16 protein-coding genes are annotated in these 17,830 nt (G+C 42.4%); 13 read left to right on the top strand and 3 right to left on the bottom strand.

What is annotated here, in order from left to right:
• Nucleotides 1–19: 19 nt before the first annotated feature.
• The 6 genes from purH to rodA are packed head-to-tail and all read left to right on the top strand — an operon-like array spanning nucleotide 20 to nucleotide 7,204.
• Entirely contained in the window at nucleotides 20–1,546 is a 1,527-nt protein-coding gene (gene purH, locus ACO6S0_RS14900; RefSeq protein WP_422349114.1) for a bifunctional phosphoribosylaminoimidazolecarboxamide formyltransferase/IMP cyclohydrolase, read from the top strand.
• 55 nt (nucleotides 1,547–1,601) lie between these two features.
• The gene (locus ACO6S0_RS14905) at nucleotides 1,602–2,630 is read left to right on the top strand and encodes a rod shape-determining protein (RefSeq protein ID WP_422349115.1); all 1,029 of its coding nucleotides are present in this window, start codon (nucleotides 1,602–1,604) and stop codon (nucleotides 2,628–2,630) included.
• A 59-nt stretch (nucleotides 2,631–2,689) separates the two neighbouring features.
• Nucleotides 2,690–3,508: a rod shape-determining protein MreC gene (gene mreC, locus ACO6S0_RS14910; protein ID WP_422349116.1), complete on the top strand. Its 819-nt coding sequence runs from the start codon at nucleotides 2,690–2,692 to the stop codon at nucleotides 3,506–3,508.
• Nucleotides 3,501–4,007, top strand: coding sequence for a rod shape-determining protein MreD (locus ACO6S0_RS14915; protein ID WP_420400909.1), 507 nt, complete (start codon nucleotides 3,501–3,503; stop codon nucleotides 4,005–4,007). The genes mreC and ACO6S0_RS14915 overlap by 8 nt, the downstream gene beginning before the upstream one ends.
• A gap of 52 nt (nucleotides 4,008–4,059) precedes the next feature.
• Entirely contained in the window at nucleotides 4,060–5,928 is a 1,869-nt protein-coding gene (locus ACO6S0_RS14920) for a peptidoglycan D,D-transpeptidase FtsI family protein (RefSeq protein WP_422349117.1), read from the top strand.
• Nucleotides 5,918–7,204, top strand: coding sequence for a rod shape-determining protein RodA (rodA, locus tag ACO6S0_RS14925; RefSeq protein WP_422349118.1), 1,287 nt, complete (start codon nucleotides 5,918–5,920; stop codon nucleotides 7,202–7,204). Before ACO6S0_RS14920 ends, rodA begins: the two co-directional genes overlap by 11 nt.
• On the opposite strand, the gene ACO6S0_RS14930 is transcribed toward rodA, so the two are convergent.
• Nucleotides 7,201–8,001: a DNA/RNA non-specific endonuclease gene (locus tag ACO6S0_RS14930; protein ID WP_422349119.1), complete on the bottom strand. Its 801-nt coding sequence runs from the start codon at nucleotides 7,999–8,001 to the stop codon at nucleotides 7,201–7,203. The genes rodA and ACO6S0_RS14930 overlap by 4 nt on opposite strands.
• Before the next feature lie 88 nt (nucleotides 8,002–8,089).
• On the opposite strand from ACO6S0_RS14930, the gene ACO6S0_RS14935 reads away from it, so the two are divergent.
• Both ACO6S0_RS14935 and ACO6S0_RS14940 read left to right on the top strand, forming a co-directional pair.
• On the top strand, nucleotides 8,090–8,608 hold the full coding sequence (locus ACO6S0_RS14935; RefSeq protein ID WP_422349120.1) for a hypothetical protein: 519 nt from the start codon (nucleotides 8,090–8,092) through the stop codon (nucleotides 8,606–8,608).
• 149 nt (nucleotides 8,609–8,757) lie between these two features.
• Nucleotides 8,758–9,054: a GNAT family N-acetyltransferase gene (locus ACO6S0_RS14940; protein WP_422349121.1), complete on the top strand. Its 297-nt coding sequence runs from the start codon at nucleotides 8,758–8,760 to the stop codon at nucleotides 9,052–9,054.
• A 73-nt stretch (nucleotides 9,055–9,127) separates the two neighbouring features.
• On the opposite strand, the gene ACO6S0_RS14945 is transcribed toward ACO6S0_RS14940, so the two are convergent.
• Nucleotides 9,128–11,293, bottom strand: a complete 2,166-nt coding sequence (locus tag ACO6S0_RS14945) for a carboxy terminal-processing peptidase (RefSeq protein ID WP_422349122.1) — start codon at nucleotides 11,291–11,293, stop codon at nucleotides 9,128–9,130.
• A 203-nt stretch (nucleotides 11,294–11,496) separates the two neighbouring features.
• On the opposite strand from ACO6S0_RS14945, the gene surE reads away from it, so the two are divergent.
• From surE to ACO6S0_RS14970, 5 genes are read left to right on the top strand one after another with little or no spacing between them, the layout of a single operon-like run.
• Nucleotides 11,497–12,273 carry a 5'/3'-nucleotidase SurE gene (surE, locus tag ACO6S0_RS14950; RefSeq protein WP_422349123.1) on the top strand — a complete coding sequence of 259 codons (777 nt, stop codon included), beginning with the start codon at nucleotides 11,497–11,499 and terminating at the stop codon, nucleotides 12,271–12,273.
• On the top strand, nucleotides 12,266–12,553 hold the full coding sequence (locus ACO6S0_RS14955) for a hypothetical protein (RefSeq protein ID WP_422349124.1): 288 nt from the start codon (nucleotides 12,266–12,268) through the stop codon (nucleotides 12,551–12,553). Before surE ends, ACO6S0_RS14955 begins: the two co-directional genes overlap by 8 nt.
• 28 nt (nucleotides 12,554–12,581) lie before the next feature.
• The gene (gene lpxB / locus ACO6S0_RS14960; RefSeq protein WP_422349125.1) at nucleotides 12,582–13,694 is read left to right on the top strand and encodes a lipid-A-disaccharide synthase; all 1,113 of its coding nucleotides are present in this window, start codon (nucleotides 12,582–12,584) and stop codon (nucleotides 13,692–13,694) included.
• 31 nt (nucleotides 13,695–13,725) lie between these two features.
• Entirely contained in the window at nucleotides 13,726–14,274 is a 549-nt protein-coding gene (locus ACO6S0_RS14965) for a C40 family peptidase (RefSeq protein ID WP_422349126.1), read from the top strand.
• A complete protein-coding gene (locus tag ACO6S0_RS14970) occupies nucleotides 14,275–16,299 on the top strand; it encodes a ComEC/Rec2 family competence protein (RefSeq protein WP_422349127.1) in 2,025 nt (674 codons plus the stop codon).
• Here the strand turns inward: ACO6S0_RS14970 and ACO6S0_RS14975 are convergent.
• Nucleotides 16,296–17,828 (bottom strand): peptide MFS transporter, encoded by a 1,533-nt coding sequence (locus tag ACO6S0_RS14975; RefSeq protein WP_422349128.1) that lies wholly within the window; start codon nucleotides 17,826–17,828, stop codon nucleotides 16,296–16,298. The two genes, ACO6S0_RS14970 and ACO6S0_RS14975, sit on opposite strands and share 4 nt — an antisense overlap.
• Between the last annotated feature and the right edge of the window lie 2 nt (nucleotides 17,829–17,830).

A 17,830-nucleotide genomic window follows, 5' to 3' on the forward strand; every position in this document is an offset into this window, starting at 1 on the left:
TTGATTTTTAAGACGCAAAATGACTACCACCAAAAAAGCTTCAGCCGCCCTTATTTCCGTATTTCACAAAGACGGATTGGAACCCATTGTTAGAAAACTTGACGAACTGGGAGTTACACTCTACTCCACAGGTGGAACCGAGAAATTTATCAAGGATTTAGGGATAAATGTGGTGCCGGTAGAAGAAGTCACGGACTATCCTTCCATTTTGGGCGGGCGGGTAAAAACCTTGCACCCCAAGGTATTTGGGGGCATACTGAATCGCCAGGATAACGACGGGGATGTGGCCCAAATGACCGAATATGATATTCCCCAGTTGGACATTGTTATTGTTGACTTATATCCGTTTGAAAAAACAGTGGCCAGTGGAGCTTCGGAACAAGATATTATTGAAAAAATTGACATTGGAGGTATTTCCCTCATCCGAGCAGCAGCTAAAAATTACAAAGATGTACTGTGTGTGTCTTCCATGGAGGACTACGAAGATTTCTTAAATGTGATTTCAGAGGGGAATGGCTACACATCGCTCGAAGACAGAAAGCGATTTGCAACAAAGGCCTTTGATGTTTCTTCTGGTTACGATAGCGCCATTTATTCCTACTTTGCTGAAGGCCAGGTTGAAGATGACACGAAAAGTCAAACTCAACATATCTTGCGATATGGCGAAAACCCACATCAAAGTGGAAGTTTTGTGGGAGATTTAGATGCGATATTCTCCAAACTACACGGAAAAGAACTCTCTTACAATAATCTTTTGGATGTGGATGCAGCGGTAAACCTAATGGAGGAGTTTAAAAACGACGCCCCCACCTTTGCCATCCTTAAACACAACAATGCCTGTGGCCTTGCCACCCGAAGCACCATTAAAGAAGCTTATGTGGATGCCCTTGCAGGAGATCCGGTTTCGGCCTTTGGTGGAATCTTGATTTCCAATGTGGAGATCGATGCCGCTACCGCTGAGGAAATACACAAGTTGTTCTGTGAGGTAGTCATTGCGCCAAGTTATTCCGAAGAAGCTTTGGACATCCTGAAAGGCAAGAAAAACAGAATCATCTTAATTCAAAATGAGGTAGACCTGCCAGAAAAGTTGGTTCGAACCTGCCTTAATGGGGTTTTGGTTCAGGATAAGGATTTTAAGACCGATACTGCTGACGGATTGGATCCTGTCACCACCCTACAGCCATCAACAGAAGAAATTGAAGACCTAATATTTGCTTCCAAGCTCTGCAAGCACACCAAAAGCAATACCATAGTTTTGGCCAAAAACAAGCAGCTTTGCGCTAGTGGAACCGGTCAGACCTCAAGGGTGGATGCCTTGAACCAAGCCATCCACAAGGCCAAGTCCTTCAACTTTGATTTGGAAGGTGCCGTAATGGCCAGCGATGCGTTCTTCCCTTTCCCGGATTGTGTGGAGATTGCCCATAAAGCAGGTATCAAAAGTATTATCCAACCTGGAGGTTCTATCAAAGATCAATTGAGCATAGATTATTGCAATGAAAATGGACTGGCCATGGTAATGACAGGCACTCGGCATTTTAAACATTAATTTTAGTACATTAGCCGATAAAATTTACCGTTAATCCGAAAAACCAACGTTTTCTATGGGATTTTTTGATTTCATGACCGAGGAAATCGCCATTGACCTCGGTACTGCAAACACCCTCATCATACATCTGGATAAAGTAGTCGTGGACAGCCCCTCCATTGTGGCCCGTGATCGGGTTTCCGGCAAGATTATTGCCGTGGGAAGGGAAGCCAACATGATGCAGGGTAAAACCCATGAGAACATCAAAACCATTAGGCCATTGAAGGATGGGGTAATCGCCGACTTTGATGCTTCCGAAAAGATGATCAATATGTTCATCAAAAACATTCCGGCACTAAAGAAAAAGTGGTTCCCTCCAGCTTTGCGAATGGTCATCTGCATTCCTTCCGGTATTACCGAAGTGGAAATGAGAGCTGTTCGGGAATCCGCCGAACGCGTAAATGGCAAGGAAGTGTATTTGATTCATGAACCTATGGCTGCGGCCATTGGTATTGGATTGGACATTATGCAGCCCAAAGGAAACATGATCGTTGACATAGGGGGCGGTACCACAGAAATTGCTGTCATTGCCTTGGGAGGTATCGTGTGTGATAAATCGGTTAAGATTGCCGGGGATGTATTCACCAATGATATTATCTATTACATGCGCACCCAACACAACCTGTATGTTGGGGAAAGCACTGCCGAGGCCATCAAAATTGAAATCGGTTCGGCAACTGAGGACCTAAAGTCCCCTCCGGATGACAAATCCATTCAAGGAAGAGACTTATTGACCGGGAAACCAAAACAAGTTCAAGTTTCCTACAGGGAAATTGCCAAGGCATTGGACAAGAGTATCCTTCGTGTGGAAGATGCTGTCATGGAAACTTTATCGCAAACACCGCCTGAGCTGGCCGCCGATATTTACAATACCGGAATTTACCTGGTTGGTGGTGGGTCTATGTTGAGAGGGCTGGACAGAAGATTATCCCAAAAAACCGACTTACCTGTTTATATTGCAGAGGATCCTTTAAGGGCGGTGGTACGAGGTACAGGTATTGCGCTTAAAAACCTAGAGCGCTACAAAAGTATATTGATCAAGTAGCCGGATCCCCAACGGCAAACCATTTGAAAGTTTGTGGACTTTCGTAACGATACAGTTGCATGCAGCGCATCATCAATTTTATTCTAAGTTACAGAAATGCGTTTCTTTATGGCTTCCTCATGGTCATTTCACTGGTACTGACCATCCGATCACATTCCTACCATCAATCCAGATTCTTTAACTCCTCCAAATGGGTCAGTGGTAATATCTATGGAACCGCTGCCAATATTTCGGCCTATTTCGCTCTACGGGAGGAAAATCAGCATTTGGTGGAAGAAAATGAGGAATTGCGACGATTGCTCTTCAACAATGCTGCCCTGACCAATCCCATTTTTCCTGATTCTATATCCACAAGCTATGAAGTAATCAGTGCCAACGTAATCAAGAATAGTTTTTCATCCCCACGCAATTATCTTACCATTGACAAAGGAAAAAATCATGGGACTGCAACGGATATGGGCGTGATAACAACCAAAGGTATTTTGGGCATTGTTGAAAATACATCCAATAAATTCTCCACGGTTCAAAGTGTGCTCAATACCAAGTCCAACATCAATGCTAAAATCAAAAACACCAATTATTTTGGTTCCCTTACTTGGGATGTGGGCGATTATAATGTGGTACAATTGGTAGATATTCCAAGATTGGTTCCCTTAGTGGTGGGCGATACCATTGTTACAGGGGCCATGTCCAGTATTTTCCCTGAAAATATCCCTATTGGTGTCATCAAAAAGTACGATCTGGACAAGTCCAAAAGTTTTTATCACATTGATGTGGAACTGTTCAACGACATGTCCAACATCAAAAATGTGTACCTGATTATCAACAAAAACAAGGAGGAAATACGGGAACTCGAAGCCAGAACACAGAATGAATAGTACCTTGTTTATTAACGGACTTCGTTTTGTCTTACTTGTGCTAACGCAAGTACTGATTTTCAACACTCTTAATTTTCTTGGGTTCATCAATCCCTTGGTCTATGTCATTTTCTTTTATTGGTATCCCATTAAAAGCAATAGGGCCATATTTATGCTCACCGCCTTTTTGCTGGGCTTCATGATTGATTTCTTCTCTGACACCCTTGCCTTGCATTCCATCGCATCGGTTACCGTAGCCTATGTTAGGCCTGTGATCATGCGATTCTGCTTTGGCGTAAACTATGAGTTTCAGAATTTCAGTTTCAGGAATACCACCAAAATTCAGCGATTGACATTTTTGGGGCTATTGGTGTTGATCCATCAAGTGGTCTTTTTCTCGTTTGAAATCATGAGTCTGTCCCATTTCCTTCTCATTTTGAAAAAGGTTTTTGCCACAGGTATTGTAACTTTGATAATATGTGCCCTCTTTAGTTCACTTTTCAGCCCGCAAAGCGAATAAAATTGTGGTTGTTCCGTTGAAATAAAAGATGCAAGGGCAAATTGGGTTTTAAATGAAAAAGCTACTCTTATCTTCCATCATTGTAATCATTGGATTTACCTTCATTGGTAGACTCTCCTATTTACAGCTGTTTCGCTTTTCCCCAGACCAAATTTTGGACGACCCGGCCATTAAAAAAATATACGATTATCCCGAACGGGGATATATCTACGACCGCAATGGGGAACTCATGGTAGGTAACCAGGCTGCCTATGATGTCATGGTAATCCCCAGAGAGGTAAAACCTTTGGACACCTTGGAATTTTGCAATCTCCTGGCTATAGACAAAGCCGAATTTGTCAAAAAAATGAAGAAGGCCAGAACCTATTCCCCTCGACTTCCTTCGGTTTTGGTTCCGCAATTGTCCAAAGAAGATTACGCACGCCTACAGGAAAAAATGAGGCACTTTGAAGGCTTCTATATCCAAAAACGTTCCCTCCGCTACTATACAACTTCAGGAGCTGCCAATGTTTTGGGTTATATCAGTGAGGTAAACGAATGGGATTTGGATCGAAACCCATACTACGTGGCCGGTGAACTAAAAGGCCAAACTGGTGTTGAAAAACAATACGAAGAATTATTGCGGGGCACAAGGGGGGTAAAATACATCCAAAAAGACCGATTTAATAGGGATATTGGCCCCTATAAAGGTGGAAAACTGGACACTTTACCCGAGCAGGGGAAGGAAATTAGAATCACCCTTGACAAAAAGCTACAGGAATACGGAGAACGATTGATGCATGGAAAACGCGGGGGAATTGTAGCCATAGAACCCAAAACCGGGGAGATTTTGGCCATGATTTCCGGACCCACTTATGACCCCTCCTTATTGGTAGGTAGGCAACGCTCCAAAAATTACAGTAAGCTCCATTACGATTCCATTTCCAAGCCGCTGTTTGATCGTTCCATTTCGTTTGAAAAGGAACCTGGTTCTCCGTTCAAAACATTAAATGCGTTGGTGGCGCTTCAAGAAGGTGTGATAGAACCCAGCACCAAGTTCCGATGTTATAATGGGTTTTATGTTGGAAACCAGAAAAAGGGATGCCATTGTGGAGGGGGAGTGCGAAATATGATATTGGGGATTCAGGAATCTTGCAATGCCTATTTTGCAGGAACGTTCCGAAAAATCTATGAAAAGTTCCCGACTACGGACGAGGGGATGGATGTTTGGGAAAAGCATATTGAAAGTTTTGGTCTGGGGAATTATCTGGGCACGGATCTTCCAACGGGTAGACCTGGCAGAATCCCAGGAAAGGACTTTTATGATAGATGGTATGGTGATGGTAGATGGGCTTCATCCACCATCATATCCAACAGTATTGGGCAAGGGGAAGTTGCGGCCACTCCTCTTCAATTGGCCAACATGACCGCAGCAATTTCCAATCGAGGGTATTATTACACGCCCCACATTCTAAAAAGTGTTGGTTCTTCAGGAGCTGTCGACCCAAAATACACCGAACCACATTATACCACCATAGACCGAAAACATTTTGATCCTGTTATCGAAGGCATGTCCAACGTTTACAAATACGGAACGGCCAAATGGATTCAGGTACCAGGAGTCAACATTGCAGGTAAGACCGGGACTGTGGAAAACTTTACCCGAATTAACGGCGAGAAGGTACAGCTTACGGACAATTCGGTGTTTGTGGCCTTTGCCCCCGTGGAAAACCCCAAAATTGCCCTGGCCGTATACATTGAAAATGGGTATTATGGAGCGAGATACGCTGGACACATTGCTTCATTATTGATTGAAAAATATCTCAAAGGGGAAATTACCCGCAAGGATTTGGAAAAACGCATGCTCGAAAAGACCTTGGAGCACGAGTATGCCAAACCTTTAAGTGGGGAACCGTTCAAGATAAACGAGTATGTTTGGTAGAAGGGGGCTGTTTGGCAGATTGGATTGGCTTACCGTTTTTCTCTACGCTCTTTTGGTTTTCATGGGTTGGGTCAATATTTACTCCACTACATTAAGTAATCCCGATCTTTCCATTTTCGATTTTTCCACCTTGTATGGCAAGCAACTGTTTTTTATGGGCCTCGCTGGCATGGGCATTGTATTCGTGCTATTTATAGAAACCAACTTTTTTGAACGCTTCGCCTCCATCTTCTACATTGCCTCCATTGTACTCTTGCTAGGTCTTTTTGTCTTTGGTAAAACCATAGCCGGCGCAACTTCTTGGTACGATTTGGGCTTTTTTAACCTGCAACCTTCAGAATTGGCCAAAATGACAACGGCCTTAGCCCTGGCGAAGTACCTGAGTGATATTCAGACCGACATCAAAAATAGAAGGCATCAACTATATGCCCTGGTAATCATTCTTTTACCAGCACTACTGATTTTGCCCCAGCCAGATCCGGGGAGTTCCCTAATTTACTTTTCGCTCTTTTTTGTGCTTTTCAGGGAAGGTTTTCCCCTTTACTATTTGGGAATCCTCTTAGTAATGGTCATTTTATTTGCCACCACCTTGATGTACGGAACTGTCTGGGTTTCCATTGGTTTGGTTATGCTGACCATCCTCATTTTTGGGTTCAAGAAAAAATCGACCAAAATTCCCATACTCCCTTTTATAGCCATCATGGCAGCTGCGGTTCTGTTCTCCTTTTCCGTTCGGTTTGTCTTTGACAATGTTTTTGAGCAAAGGCACCGTGATCGCTTTGCCCTTTGGCTGCGTTTGGAAAAGGATGAGCAAAAATTGGAGGAAATCCGAAAGACCATTGGCTACAATACGTACCAATCCGAAAAAGCCATTGAATCCGGTGGGTTCTTTGGAAAGGGTTTTTTGGAAGGCACCCGTACCAAGGGAGACTTTGTTCCCGAGCAACATACCGACTATATTTTTAGCTCTGTTGGCGAAGAATGGGGTTTTTTGGGGACCGCTTCGGTTATTCTCATATTTTCCATTTTCTTTTTACGGTTAATTTATATTGCGGAGCGGCAAAAAAGCGATTTTAGCCGGATGTACGGGTATGGAGTCATTTCCATTCTGCTGATTCATTATTTTATAAATATTGGGATGGTCATTGGGCTTTTGCCCACCATTGGTGTTCCACTACCCTTTTTCAGCTACGGAGGTTCCGGGCTTATCTTCTTTACGATGCTGTTGTTTATTTTCCTGAAATTGGATTCCAACCGATTAAAGGACGGTATTTAAAAATCCCAACCTGAAGCATTGATTTCCGCTTCCAGTTTGTCTTGCCATTCTTTGGGTTGATTCACGAAGAAATTTATCCCCGAACGTTTTTCCAGCTCATCTATGGAAACCAGAAATTGATTTAGAGGTTTTTGGCTTTCCCTATGCGGTATGAGGAAGGCGAGGAATTCATCCCCAGTCCCACTTTTTTTAATAATCACTTTGAAGAAAGCCTCTGGAACATCCACATCCTCTTCCCCGATTTCTTCCAGTCCATTTTCCAAAATCCCTCCTGTTATAACCACTAAATCTCCTCGTTTTTTACACCATTGTCTTACCTGTTGTTCCAAACGGTTCCACACGCCTGCATTAAAATCCCGATCCTGGGGGCTAATGTTGCTGGTATAAAAGGTTTCGTTGTACGCATATTCAGAAAACCTTCTGTCCCCAGCCGGACAAAGATGCCCACGGTCGTAACCAGAACCTCTATAATTTCTCCAATCCGCCGATTTGGTTTTCACTTTGGGGTCTTCAATAAAATAAGGTCTCTGACGGTCATCATGCGTAAGATGACTCCTATGTAAAGGATAGGCTACCCACTCTGCCTGTTCATGCGGCTCGCTATAGGAAAGCATAAAATAATCATGCTGTACTACGGCATCCGTAGTGGACTGGGGCAAAAAAAGCTTATCTATTAACGGACCATCATTGTCACTTTCTGGATTGGAATAGGTGGCTGGCGTATAAAAATTCTCAAACACCCAAAACCCCACCACACAGGTAATAAAAAGAAAGGTATAGATGGTTTTGTTTTTCATAAATTAATTTTTGAAAACGTATGGGCTGCTTCTAGTATTTCTATTTTTATATTCAACTGTTAATCCAAAGTTTGAATTTACCCCTTTCATGAATTCTACAGAATCCTTTTACAAATATTTCAAAGATTTTAAGATTATTATTATCGGCATTATGGTAATTGGGATATTTATTTTCTATTATCTACCCAATATAATTTCTCCCGAAAAAAGCTTCACCTATGAATCTGGCACTTTGCGCGAGGTTTATACCGAGACATATAAAGAACGACGTAGAAAAAGTTACATGGGATACAGGACGAAACAACGTTTAGTACTAGTGACAATTGATCAACAAGAAAAGAAGTACATCCTAACTTCTAATTTCAAAGAGTATTGGCCCATTTTTCAAGACTCTAGTGCAATAAATAAGTACATGAAAGTTAGATTAGGAAAAGATAATTCTAGGGAAGATCCTGTGGAGATAAGATTAGATAATAAAACAGTTTATGGTAGAGCAAGCTGGGCCAAGAACAATTGGATTTTTCCAGCTTCTATTTTGCTAGTCATTGTTCTTTTCATCCAATTGTTAGCATCCCACAATGATTCATCAAAAGCCAAACAAGCATGAAGATAATTTCCGTTCGCGAAAATCCTGAAAGCTTGGAACATGTTATCTCCTATTTCCAACAGACTTGGAAAAGTGTTCCACCAGAGGTATATCAAGATTGCATTAGTAGTTGTATTGACTCCCCTAATCCATTACCACAATAGTATTTGTTGGGAAATAATGGAGAAACCATAGGTTGCGCTGGACTGATCACCAATGATTTTATCAGCAGAATGGATCTATATCCTTGGATTTGTGCTTTGTTCATTGAAGAGAAACATAGAGGAAAGGGTTACCCCATAATCCTGATTGAAAAAGCTAAAGAAGATGCCCGCAAAGGTGGCTTCCAGCACATTTATCTCTGTACAGAGCATATAGGATATTATGAAAAACATGGATTTCAGTATGTAGGTCAAGGGTATCATCCTTGGGAGGAGGAATCAAGAATCTACGGCCTTCAATTGTAGCTCGCCAAAGTAACACACAGAAATAAAAAAACCGACTTCGAAAAGTCGGTTTTCATATCGTTAGAACTGTTTTTTATCCTTTAACGCTGGCCAATTTTCGCTCTGTACTTTTAATGTTGTTCAACTGTAGATCCCGAAGTACATTAATGGCCTCTTCTACATAAATATCCCTAGCCAAGTCCTTGTGCCAACGGTTTCTTTTTTCACGCAATACGGAGTCTTGGGTAAACAATTCAGTTTCGTATTTCAAAGATTCAAATGTGAGTTTGGAATCATATTCCCTTAGACTCTTGAAGTGGTCTGAACGCTTTTTGGCTTCACCTTCCTTGACCTTATAGACATCATAATTCAAGGAAACAATGGTTTCGTCCTGTTGTTCCTTTAACCATTTGGCATTTTCCTCAATCAACTTGATCTGTGGATTTGCAGCCATTCGTTTTTTACTATTGGCCACTGCTGTTTCAAAATCGATATAACCATCCCAGATTTCATAGTCAGCAGGAGATATCTTGTCCCAACCCAAAGGATTTTCCTGATCTCTCTCTCCCAGGTCGATATAGCTGTAACGGTCTGGAACCACAATATCACTCTTTACTCCCTCCAATTGGGTAGAACCTCCATTGATTCTGTAGAATTTTTGGGTGGTAAGCTTTATGGCCCCTAAATCTCCGTGCTCGTTGCTACGGACAATATTATCCAAGGGAATCACATTTTGAACGGTTCCCTTACCAAACGTCTGCTTACTACCGATTACAACAGCACGCTTATAATCCTGCATGGCCGCAGCCAAAATCTCTGATGCAGATGCAGACAACTCATTCACCAAGATAACCAATGGGCCATCCCATTGAATTCGCTCGTCCTTATCTTCGTGTACTTCTTTTCTTTGTCCCGAAGACCTTACTTGCACAATTGGACCATCCTTGATAAAAAGTCCGGCCATTTCCACAACGGTCTTAAGGGAACCTCCACCATTATCTCTAAGGTCAAGCACAATGCCTTCAACCCCAGCTTCCCGAAGTCGGTCTACCTCTTTGGCAACATCTGTCGCGGCATTTCTTTCGGTATAGTCCTCAAAATCTACATAAAACTTGGGCAGATTGATCAATCCATATTTGTGATCTTCTCTTTTAACGGTAGCAGATTTAGCATATGATTCTTCCAAAAGCACCACATCCCTTGTTACTGAAACCACTTCAATAGTTCCATCCACACGTCTAACGGTCAGGTCAACAACAGTGCCCTTAGGCCCTTTAATCAATTTGATGGCGTCGTCCAAACGCATTCCCACAATATCAATGGGTTCTTCGCCATCTTGGCCCACCTTAAGAATTTCATCCCCAACTTCTAGGCTTTGATCCCTCCAAACAGGTCCACCTGAAATGATTTCCATGATTCTGGCACCTTCGGGTTTCTTTTGCAAACGGGCACCTATCCCTTCAAACTTTCCAGACATTCCAATATCAAACTTCTCCTTGTCATCAGGAGCAAAGTAGAAGGTGTGCGGGTCAAATTCATCCACAATGGTGTTGATGTACTGTACAAACCAGTCTTTGCGCTCCAAGTCATCGATAAAATCAAAAAACTCGTCCAAGGTATTTTTTGTGTTTTCCCTGGCATCTGCCTCCAATTCATCCCTATTTACTGCAGAAGTAATGCTGTTATAGGTCAATAGATTGGCATTGTTTACCTGCTCCCCGGCATCCGTGATTCCGTTTTCGACCTTACCGTCAAAAACTGCCAAGGTATTGTACTTCAATTGCTTTCTCCATCGCTCCTTCAACTGCTTTCTGTTGGCAGCGTAATCTTGGTCTTTATAATCAATATTGATGGTTTCCTCAATGGAATAATCAAAAGGTTGGGACAATACCTCCTTGTAAATATCCTTTGCTTCTCCCATACGCTTCATCAAACGCTGGTACACAATGTTAAAGAAAGTGATGTCCGTATTTTTTATTTCGTCATCAATTTGAAATCTATACTTTTCGAACTCCCGAATATCGCTTGCCAAAAAGTAGCGCTTTGTTGGATCTAGAATATCCACAAAGTCATCAAATACATTAGACGAAAAACTATCATTTAGGTTTTTGGGCTCATAATGACCGCGTTCCAAGACGTAGGTAATCAAATCCAACAACAATTTGTCCTTGTCGTCGTTTTCAAAAGATTTGCTTGTAAAACTACAGGAGGCTACTGCCACAAGAATTACCAAAAGAGCTAAGGTGAAATTCTTTTTCATAAAAAGGTTGTTTAATTGGGAACGAAACTAGTTGGCTAACCAACCATAAAATCATCACTTCATCCTCCGTTTCTACTTGTATGAATTCCCTAAGATACTGAAAAAACCGTGCCAGTCTGGTCAAGTCCGTTTAATTTTTTGTTAAACACCTAGAGCTTCATATCCTAATGAAAAACGTATTTTTACCCTATTAATTATATAAAATGGATAAACCGCTCATCCTGGTCACAAATGATGATGGAATTACTGCCCCTGGGCTTCGATCATTGATCAGTGTAATGAAGGAAATAGGAGAGGTAGTTGTGGTAGCTCCAGATAGCCCACAATCCGGCATGGGACATGCCATTACCATTGATAGCACCTTATATTCCAAACAGGTCATCATTGACCAAAAAGAAGGGGCTCCCTTAGAGTACAGTTGTAGTGGAACCCCGGCAGATTGCGTAAAATTGGCCCTCCAAGAATTGTTGGACAGAAAGCCTGATATCTGTGTTAGTGGTATCAATCACGGTTCCAATGCGTCTATTAATGTTATTTATTCCGGTACCATGAGTGCTGCCATTGAGGCAGGGATTGAAGGGATTCCCGCTATTGGCTTTTCGTTATGTGATTATTCCTGGGAAGCAAATTTTGAACACACCAGTAAATCCATAAAGAAAATTGTGACTGAGGCATTGCTTCATGGAATTCCCAAAGGTACCGTGCTCAATGTGAATTTTCCTAAAACCGATAAAGAACCCAATGGCATTAAGGTGTGCAGACAGGCCAGGGCCAATTGGAAAGAACAGTTTGACAAACGAACTAGCCCCACTGGCAAGGATTATTACTGGCTTTCCGGGGAATTTGAGCTTTTGGATAAGGGACAGGACACAGATGAGTGGGCACTTTCACAAGGCTTCGTTTCCGTGGTTCCCACACAGTTTGACCTTACCGCCCATCATGCCATTCCACAAGTAAACAATTGGAGTTTAAATGAATAGCAGAAAAGAAGTTTTAATCGGGTTTGTTGTAGGTATTATTGCCAATACACTTGGAACCCTGGGATACATTTTGATTTTTTCCGACCTTGGAATTACCGAAACCTTTGAAGCCGCTGTTTCCCAAGGCCATATGGGCAGCTTACTCGCACTGGGCGCGATACTTAATTTGGTGGCCTTTTTTGGGTTTTTACGGCTTAAGAGGGACCACAGGGCCAGGGGGGTCATGGTGGCAACCCTGCTTACAGCCCTGCTCATCATGTACTTTAAATTTTTCAAATGATCTTGACCCTTGAAAATGAATTTTTAGGATGAAGTACTACATCATTGCCGGGGAAGCATCAGGAGACCTTCATGGTTCAAATTTGATCAAGGCCATTAGGCAAAAGGATGCCAGTGCCCAGATCAGATGCTGGGGCGGTGATTTGATGGAACAAGCGGGCGGCACATTGGCCAAGCACTACAAAGACATGGCTTTTATGGGGTTTTTGGAAGTCATCAAGAACATTCCCACCATCTTCAAGAACATCTCTTTCTGCAAGGAGGATATCGGAAAATTTAACCCCGATGTCATAGTTTTCATTGATTTTTCAGGATTTAACCTTCGCATTGCAAAATGGGCCAAAGCAAATGGCTTTAAAACCAATTACTACATCTCTCCCCAAATTTGGGCCTCAAGGGAAGGCAGAATCAAGAACATCAAAAGAGATATTGATCAAATGCACGTAATTCTCCCTTTTGAAAAGGATTTTTACGAAAAAAAGCATGGCTATCCAGTTCACTTTGTGGGGCATCCCCTAATTGATGCCATTGAAAACACGGATATACCCGAAGAACGGGATTTTCGTTTGCAAAACTCGTTGGATTCTGATAAACCTATCATAGCCCTCCTTCCTGGGAGTAGAAAGCAAGAAGTTCAAAAAATGTTGGCGGTAATGCTTTCGGTGACCAAGGATTTCCCACTGTATCAATTTGTGATTGCAGGTGCACCCAGTTTACCCCAGGATTTCTATTCCTCCTATCTGAAGGAAAACAAAGTGGGGTATGTTTCCAACCAGACCTATGCTCTGTTAAAGTACTCGCATGCCGCATTGGTAACCAGCGGAACGGCCACCTTGGAAACGGCACTATTTGGTATTCCCCAAGTGGTTTGTTATAAAGGGAATTGGATTTCGTACCAAATTGCCAAACGAATCATTACGTTGGATTACATCTCCCTGGTCAACCTGATCATGGACAAGGAAGTGGTCAAAGAACTGATACAAAATGATTTAACAACAGCCAACCTTAAACAGGAGCTTGGCAAGATTGTTGAAGGACCCAAACGCGAAGCTATTTTGAATGACTATCAGATGCTTCGGAAAAAACTAGGTGGAAAAGGTGCCAGTCAATTGGCGGCTCAATTAATCATTGAAAATGCTTAATTTATGGCCTCAAGTCACAAACCTACTTAACATGTTACGAAACGTCCTTTGCATTCTTACCCTTTTGTTCCTGCTTGGTTGTGGGGCAAAAAAGAAGCGAACGTATAGTAAAAACAGAACTCCTACCATCACGGTCGAAGGTTCAATTGAGGAAGCTGCACCACCCAAAATCTCCAGAAAAGAAGAACAAAAAAATACCAAGGCCCAAAATATCATTGCTACGGCGATGACCTTTTCGGGCACCCGTTACAAATTTGGGGGAACCACCCAGAAAGGCATGGATTGCTCAGGATTGGTGTTTGTTTCGCTCAAGGAAAATGATATTGAATTTCCCAGGGTATCGCACCAGATGGCGGAACATGGAAAACGCATTAAGGTAGGCCAGGTACAAAAAGGAGATCTACTTTACTTTAAAACGAGCAAAAGTGGCAAACGCATCAATCATGTGGGATTGGTGGTCGATGTCAACCGAAACGAAATCAAATTTATTCACGCTACAACCTCACGTGGAGTCATAGTTTCTTCCCTTAGGGAAGGGTATTGGAACCACGCCTTTGTCAAGGCCATGAGGATATTGTAAATGCAGCAATTTAATTTTGTGTCCATTAAGTTGACCCTCTGCCTAATCGTGGGCATTGTGTTGGGTTTTTATTGGAATATTAGGCCCCATTGGGCTCTGATTCTTCTTCTCTCACTACTCCCCATCCTTTATTTTAGTTCCAAAAAACAGAAACGTCGAGCTTTCCCTTTTTTTGAATGCCTTACTGCAATAACCACCATAGTTCTCGGAGTTTTTACGGTAACTATTTCAACGTCCAGCACATGGGAAGGAAGGTCTGAAAATCCGAAAGAAGATGTCACAGGCCTATGGGAATTAAAGATTCAGGAAGTATTAAAACCGAACCCGTATTCCCAGCGATATATAACCCAGCTGCATTCGTTGGACGGGAGCAAGTCAAGAGGGAAATTGCTGCTCACCCTGCCTTTGGATTCCACTTCCAAATTGCTCAGGGTTGATGACGAACTTGCACTTTGGGGAAAGGCAGAAACCATCCGTCCCCCTTTAAACCCCAATAACTTTGATTACCAAGACTATTTGGCCAAACAAGGAATCCGACGTCAAATTCGAGCAGAGCCCAATCAATTTAGGATTCAGGAAAATCCCTCCTCTACGCTATACGGAATAGCCTCCCGCTTTAGGAATCGAATAATTTCCAACTTGAAACAAGAGCAATTTGAAAAGGAAGAATTAAGCGTGATCCAGGCCTTGGTGCTGGGCCAGCGGAAGGACATATCTGAGGACACCTACAAAAGTTATAGGGACGCTGGAGCGGTACATATTTTGGCTGTTTCTGGACTACATGTGGGCATCCTGCTCCTTTTGTTTCAATTTTTACTGTCACCTCTGGAAAGACTCCCAAAGGGGAAAACCTTTAAGTTAATTGCGGTGGTTCTTTTTCTTTGGATGTATGCCTTTATCGCAGGATTATCACCCTCCATAGTGCGGGCCGTTACCATGTTTTCCTTTGTGGCCTATGCCATGCACTTGAACCGTCCCACCAATGCCTTTAACATCTTGGCGCTTTCCATGTTCTTTATCTTGTTGATCAAGCCTTTGTTCCTATTTCAGGTGGGTTTTCAAATGAGCTATGCTGCTGTATTTTCTATTGTTTGGTTGTATCCCAAATTGCAACGGTTTTGGTCTCCAGAAAACGTCATCTTACAAAAGTCCTGGCAACTTATGTCCGTTAGTATTGCGGCCCAATTGGGTGTTTTGCCAATAAGCCTCTATTATTTTCATCAATTTCCTGCCTTATTCTTTGTTTCCAATCTTTTAGTGGTGCCTTTTCTAGGGTTGTTATTGGGTATGGGAATTCTTGTGATCATCCTGTCTTTGGCCCATTCCCTACCCCATCAATTGGTGGAGGTATATAATTTTTTAATTGGAACCATGAATGCCGTAGTGGCCTGGGTGGGAAAGCAAGAAGGATTTGTTTTCAGGGATATTCCATTTGACCAAGTTCAGATGGTTTTGGGGTATGTTCTTATCATTGCGTTGGTACGAACGCTATCTAAACCCAGCGTTAAAAATATTTGGATGCTGGGTATTGGCATACTATTGATGCAATTATGGGCTATTTGGAACCAATGGCAATCCGGTACTGCCCAAAGCTTGGTTTTGGCCCATCAAACCAAACAGAGTTTACTGCTCCATCAACAGGGAGATGCTTTAACTATTTACAGCAGGGACACTCTTTTAACACCTACATGGATTGACCACTTCAAAATTGCAGAGCGCATTGCATCCACCAAAGTGCATGCATTAAAAAACAGTTACAGACTCAACCAAAATAGAATTTTTGTGGTGGACAGCTTTGGCAGCTATCCTACAAAAAGTGGTGTTGACTATCTCGTGCTAACCCAATCTCCAAAAGTACATTTGGGCAGACTCTTGGACTCTGTTCAACCTAAAATGGTCTTGGCAGATGGAAGCAATTACAGGAGTTATGTGGACCAATGGGAAACGACCTGTGCACAAAAAGAAATCCCCTTCCACAGTACCAGTGAAAAGGGATTTTATGTTTTCAATTTTGATAAAGATTAATGGACGTTGCCCATCAAACGTTTCATTAAAGGGCCAAATAGCAATACTACCGCCCCTGCCACCAAGGCGTAAATGGCAATCAATCGAAATCCATCCAAATAGACGTCCAAGGTTTCGAGACCTCCAACATTGCTATCCGTACTTTCAATGGCCAATTGTTTGGAGATGAACCCAACAATCTGGAAGGCATAAGCGGATGACAGGAACCAAACGCCCATCATAAAGGCCACGATTCGCTTAGGAGACAAATCTGTGATTTTTGATAATCCCACGGGAGACATAAATAGTTCTCCTACGGAAATAATAAAATATAGCCAGAGCAAATATGAAAACGGAACCATCCCATTTTCGTCTGCGCTACCCCCACTCAAGGACACCACATAAAAGGCCAAACCTGCCAATACCAGTCCCATCCCAAATTTGTATGGGGTTCTTGGATTGATTTTCTTTTTGGCCATATAGGTCCACATGATGGAAATTGGGATGGACAAAATAACAATGAACATGGAGTTCAGGGCATTTGTCTGACTTGCATTAATCAAGGACAAGTCCACATTTCGAGCCGCAAATAAGGTAATCACACTGCCGTGTAGTTCATGAAAGCCCCAGAAAATGGTCATAAAGAAGGTAATCAGCAACGCCATAAAGAGCTTTTTGCGCTCATCCGCTGTTGATTTAACCATGATGGTTGCCATATATATCAGTACGGCTATCCCCACCAGATAAAACAAGAGATTTACAATATTGGTATCCGCAAAAGCCGTTCCTTCGGCTCCCAACGATTTGTAGGAGTGCAGTAAAAATGCAATCAAAGGTGCGGACAAAAAGGCCAAAATGGGAATCAGATGCTTTTGGGGAATTCCCATCACCTTCTTTTCATAAACCTCAACACTGGGTGGTCTCCCTCCATCACCAAATACATTCTTTTTAATGCCGCTCCAGAAGAAGAGCAGACCCGTTAACATTCCAATTCCGGCAAGACCAAAGCCGTAGTGCCATCCATAGGTTTCTCCAAGCCAACCACAGAGCAAAGGGGAAACAAAGCCTCCAATGTTTATTCCCATATAAAATATGGTGAATCCAGAATCTTTTCGGGTATCTCCATCCTTATATAGTGTTCCTACGAAGGTGGATATGTTGGGCTTGAAAAAACCATTTCCAACAATGATCAAAGCCAGAGCCAAGAAGAAAGCTATGTTGTGTTCAATGGCCAACACGAAATGGCCTAGCGCCATCAAAATTCCACCTAAAAAAATGGACGCCCGCATTCCTAGAATGGAATCCGAAATCTTACCCCCGATAACTGTGGAAGCATAAACCAAGGAACCATAAGAAGCATAAACTGCCGCTGCGGCATAATCCCTCGTGGCCAATGCCTCAAAAATTACATTAACCATATAGAGCGTGAGCAATGCACGCATTCCATAGAAACTAAAGCGCTCCCACAACTCTGCAAAAAACAGGTAGAATAGGCCTTGTGGGTGCCCAAAGAGCTGCTTTTCGCTAGCCGGTTTTACAATATCTGACATAT

The sequence above is a fragment of the Flagellimonas sp. genome (assembly GCF_965233845.1).
In the GTDB taxonomy this organism is placed as follows: domain Bacteria; phylum Bacteroidota; class Bacteroidia; order Flavobacteriales; family Flavobacteriaceae; genus Flagellimonas.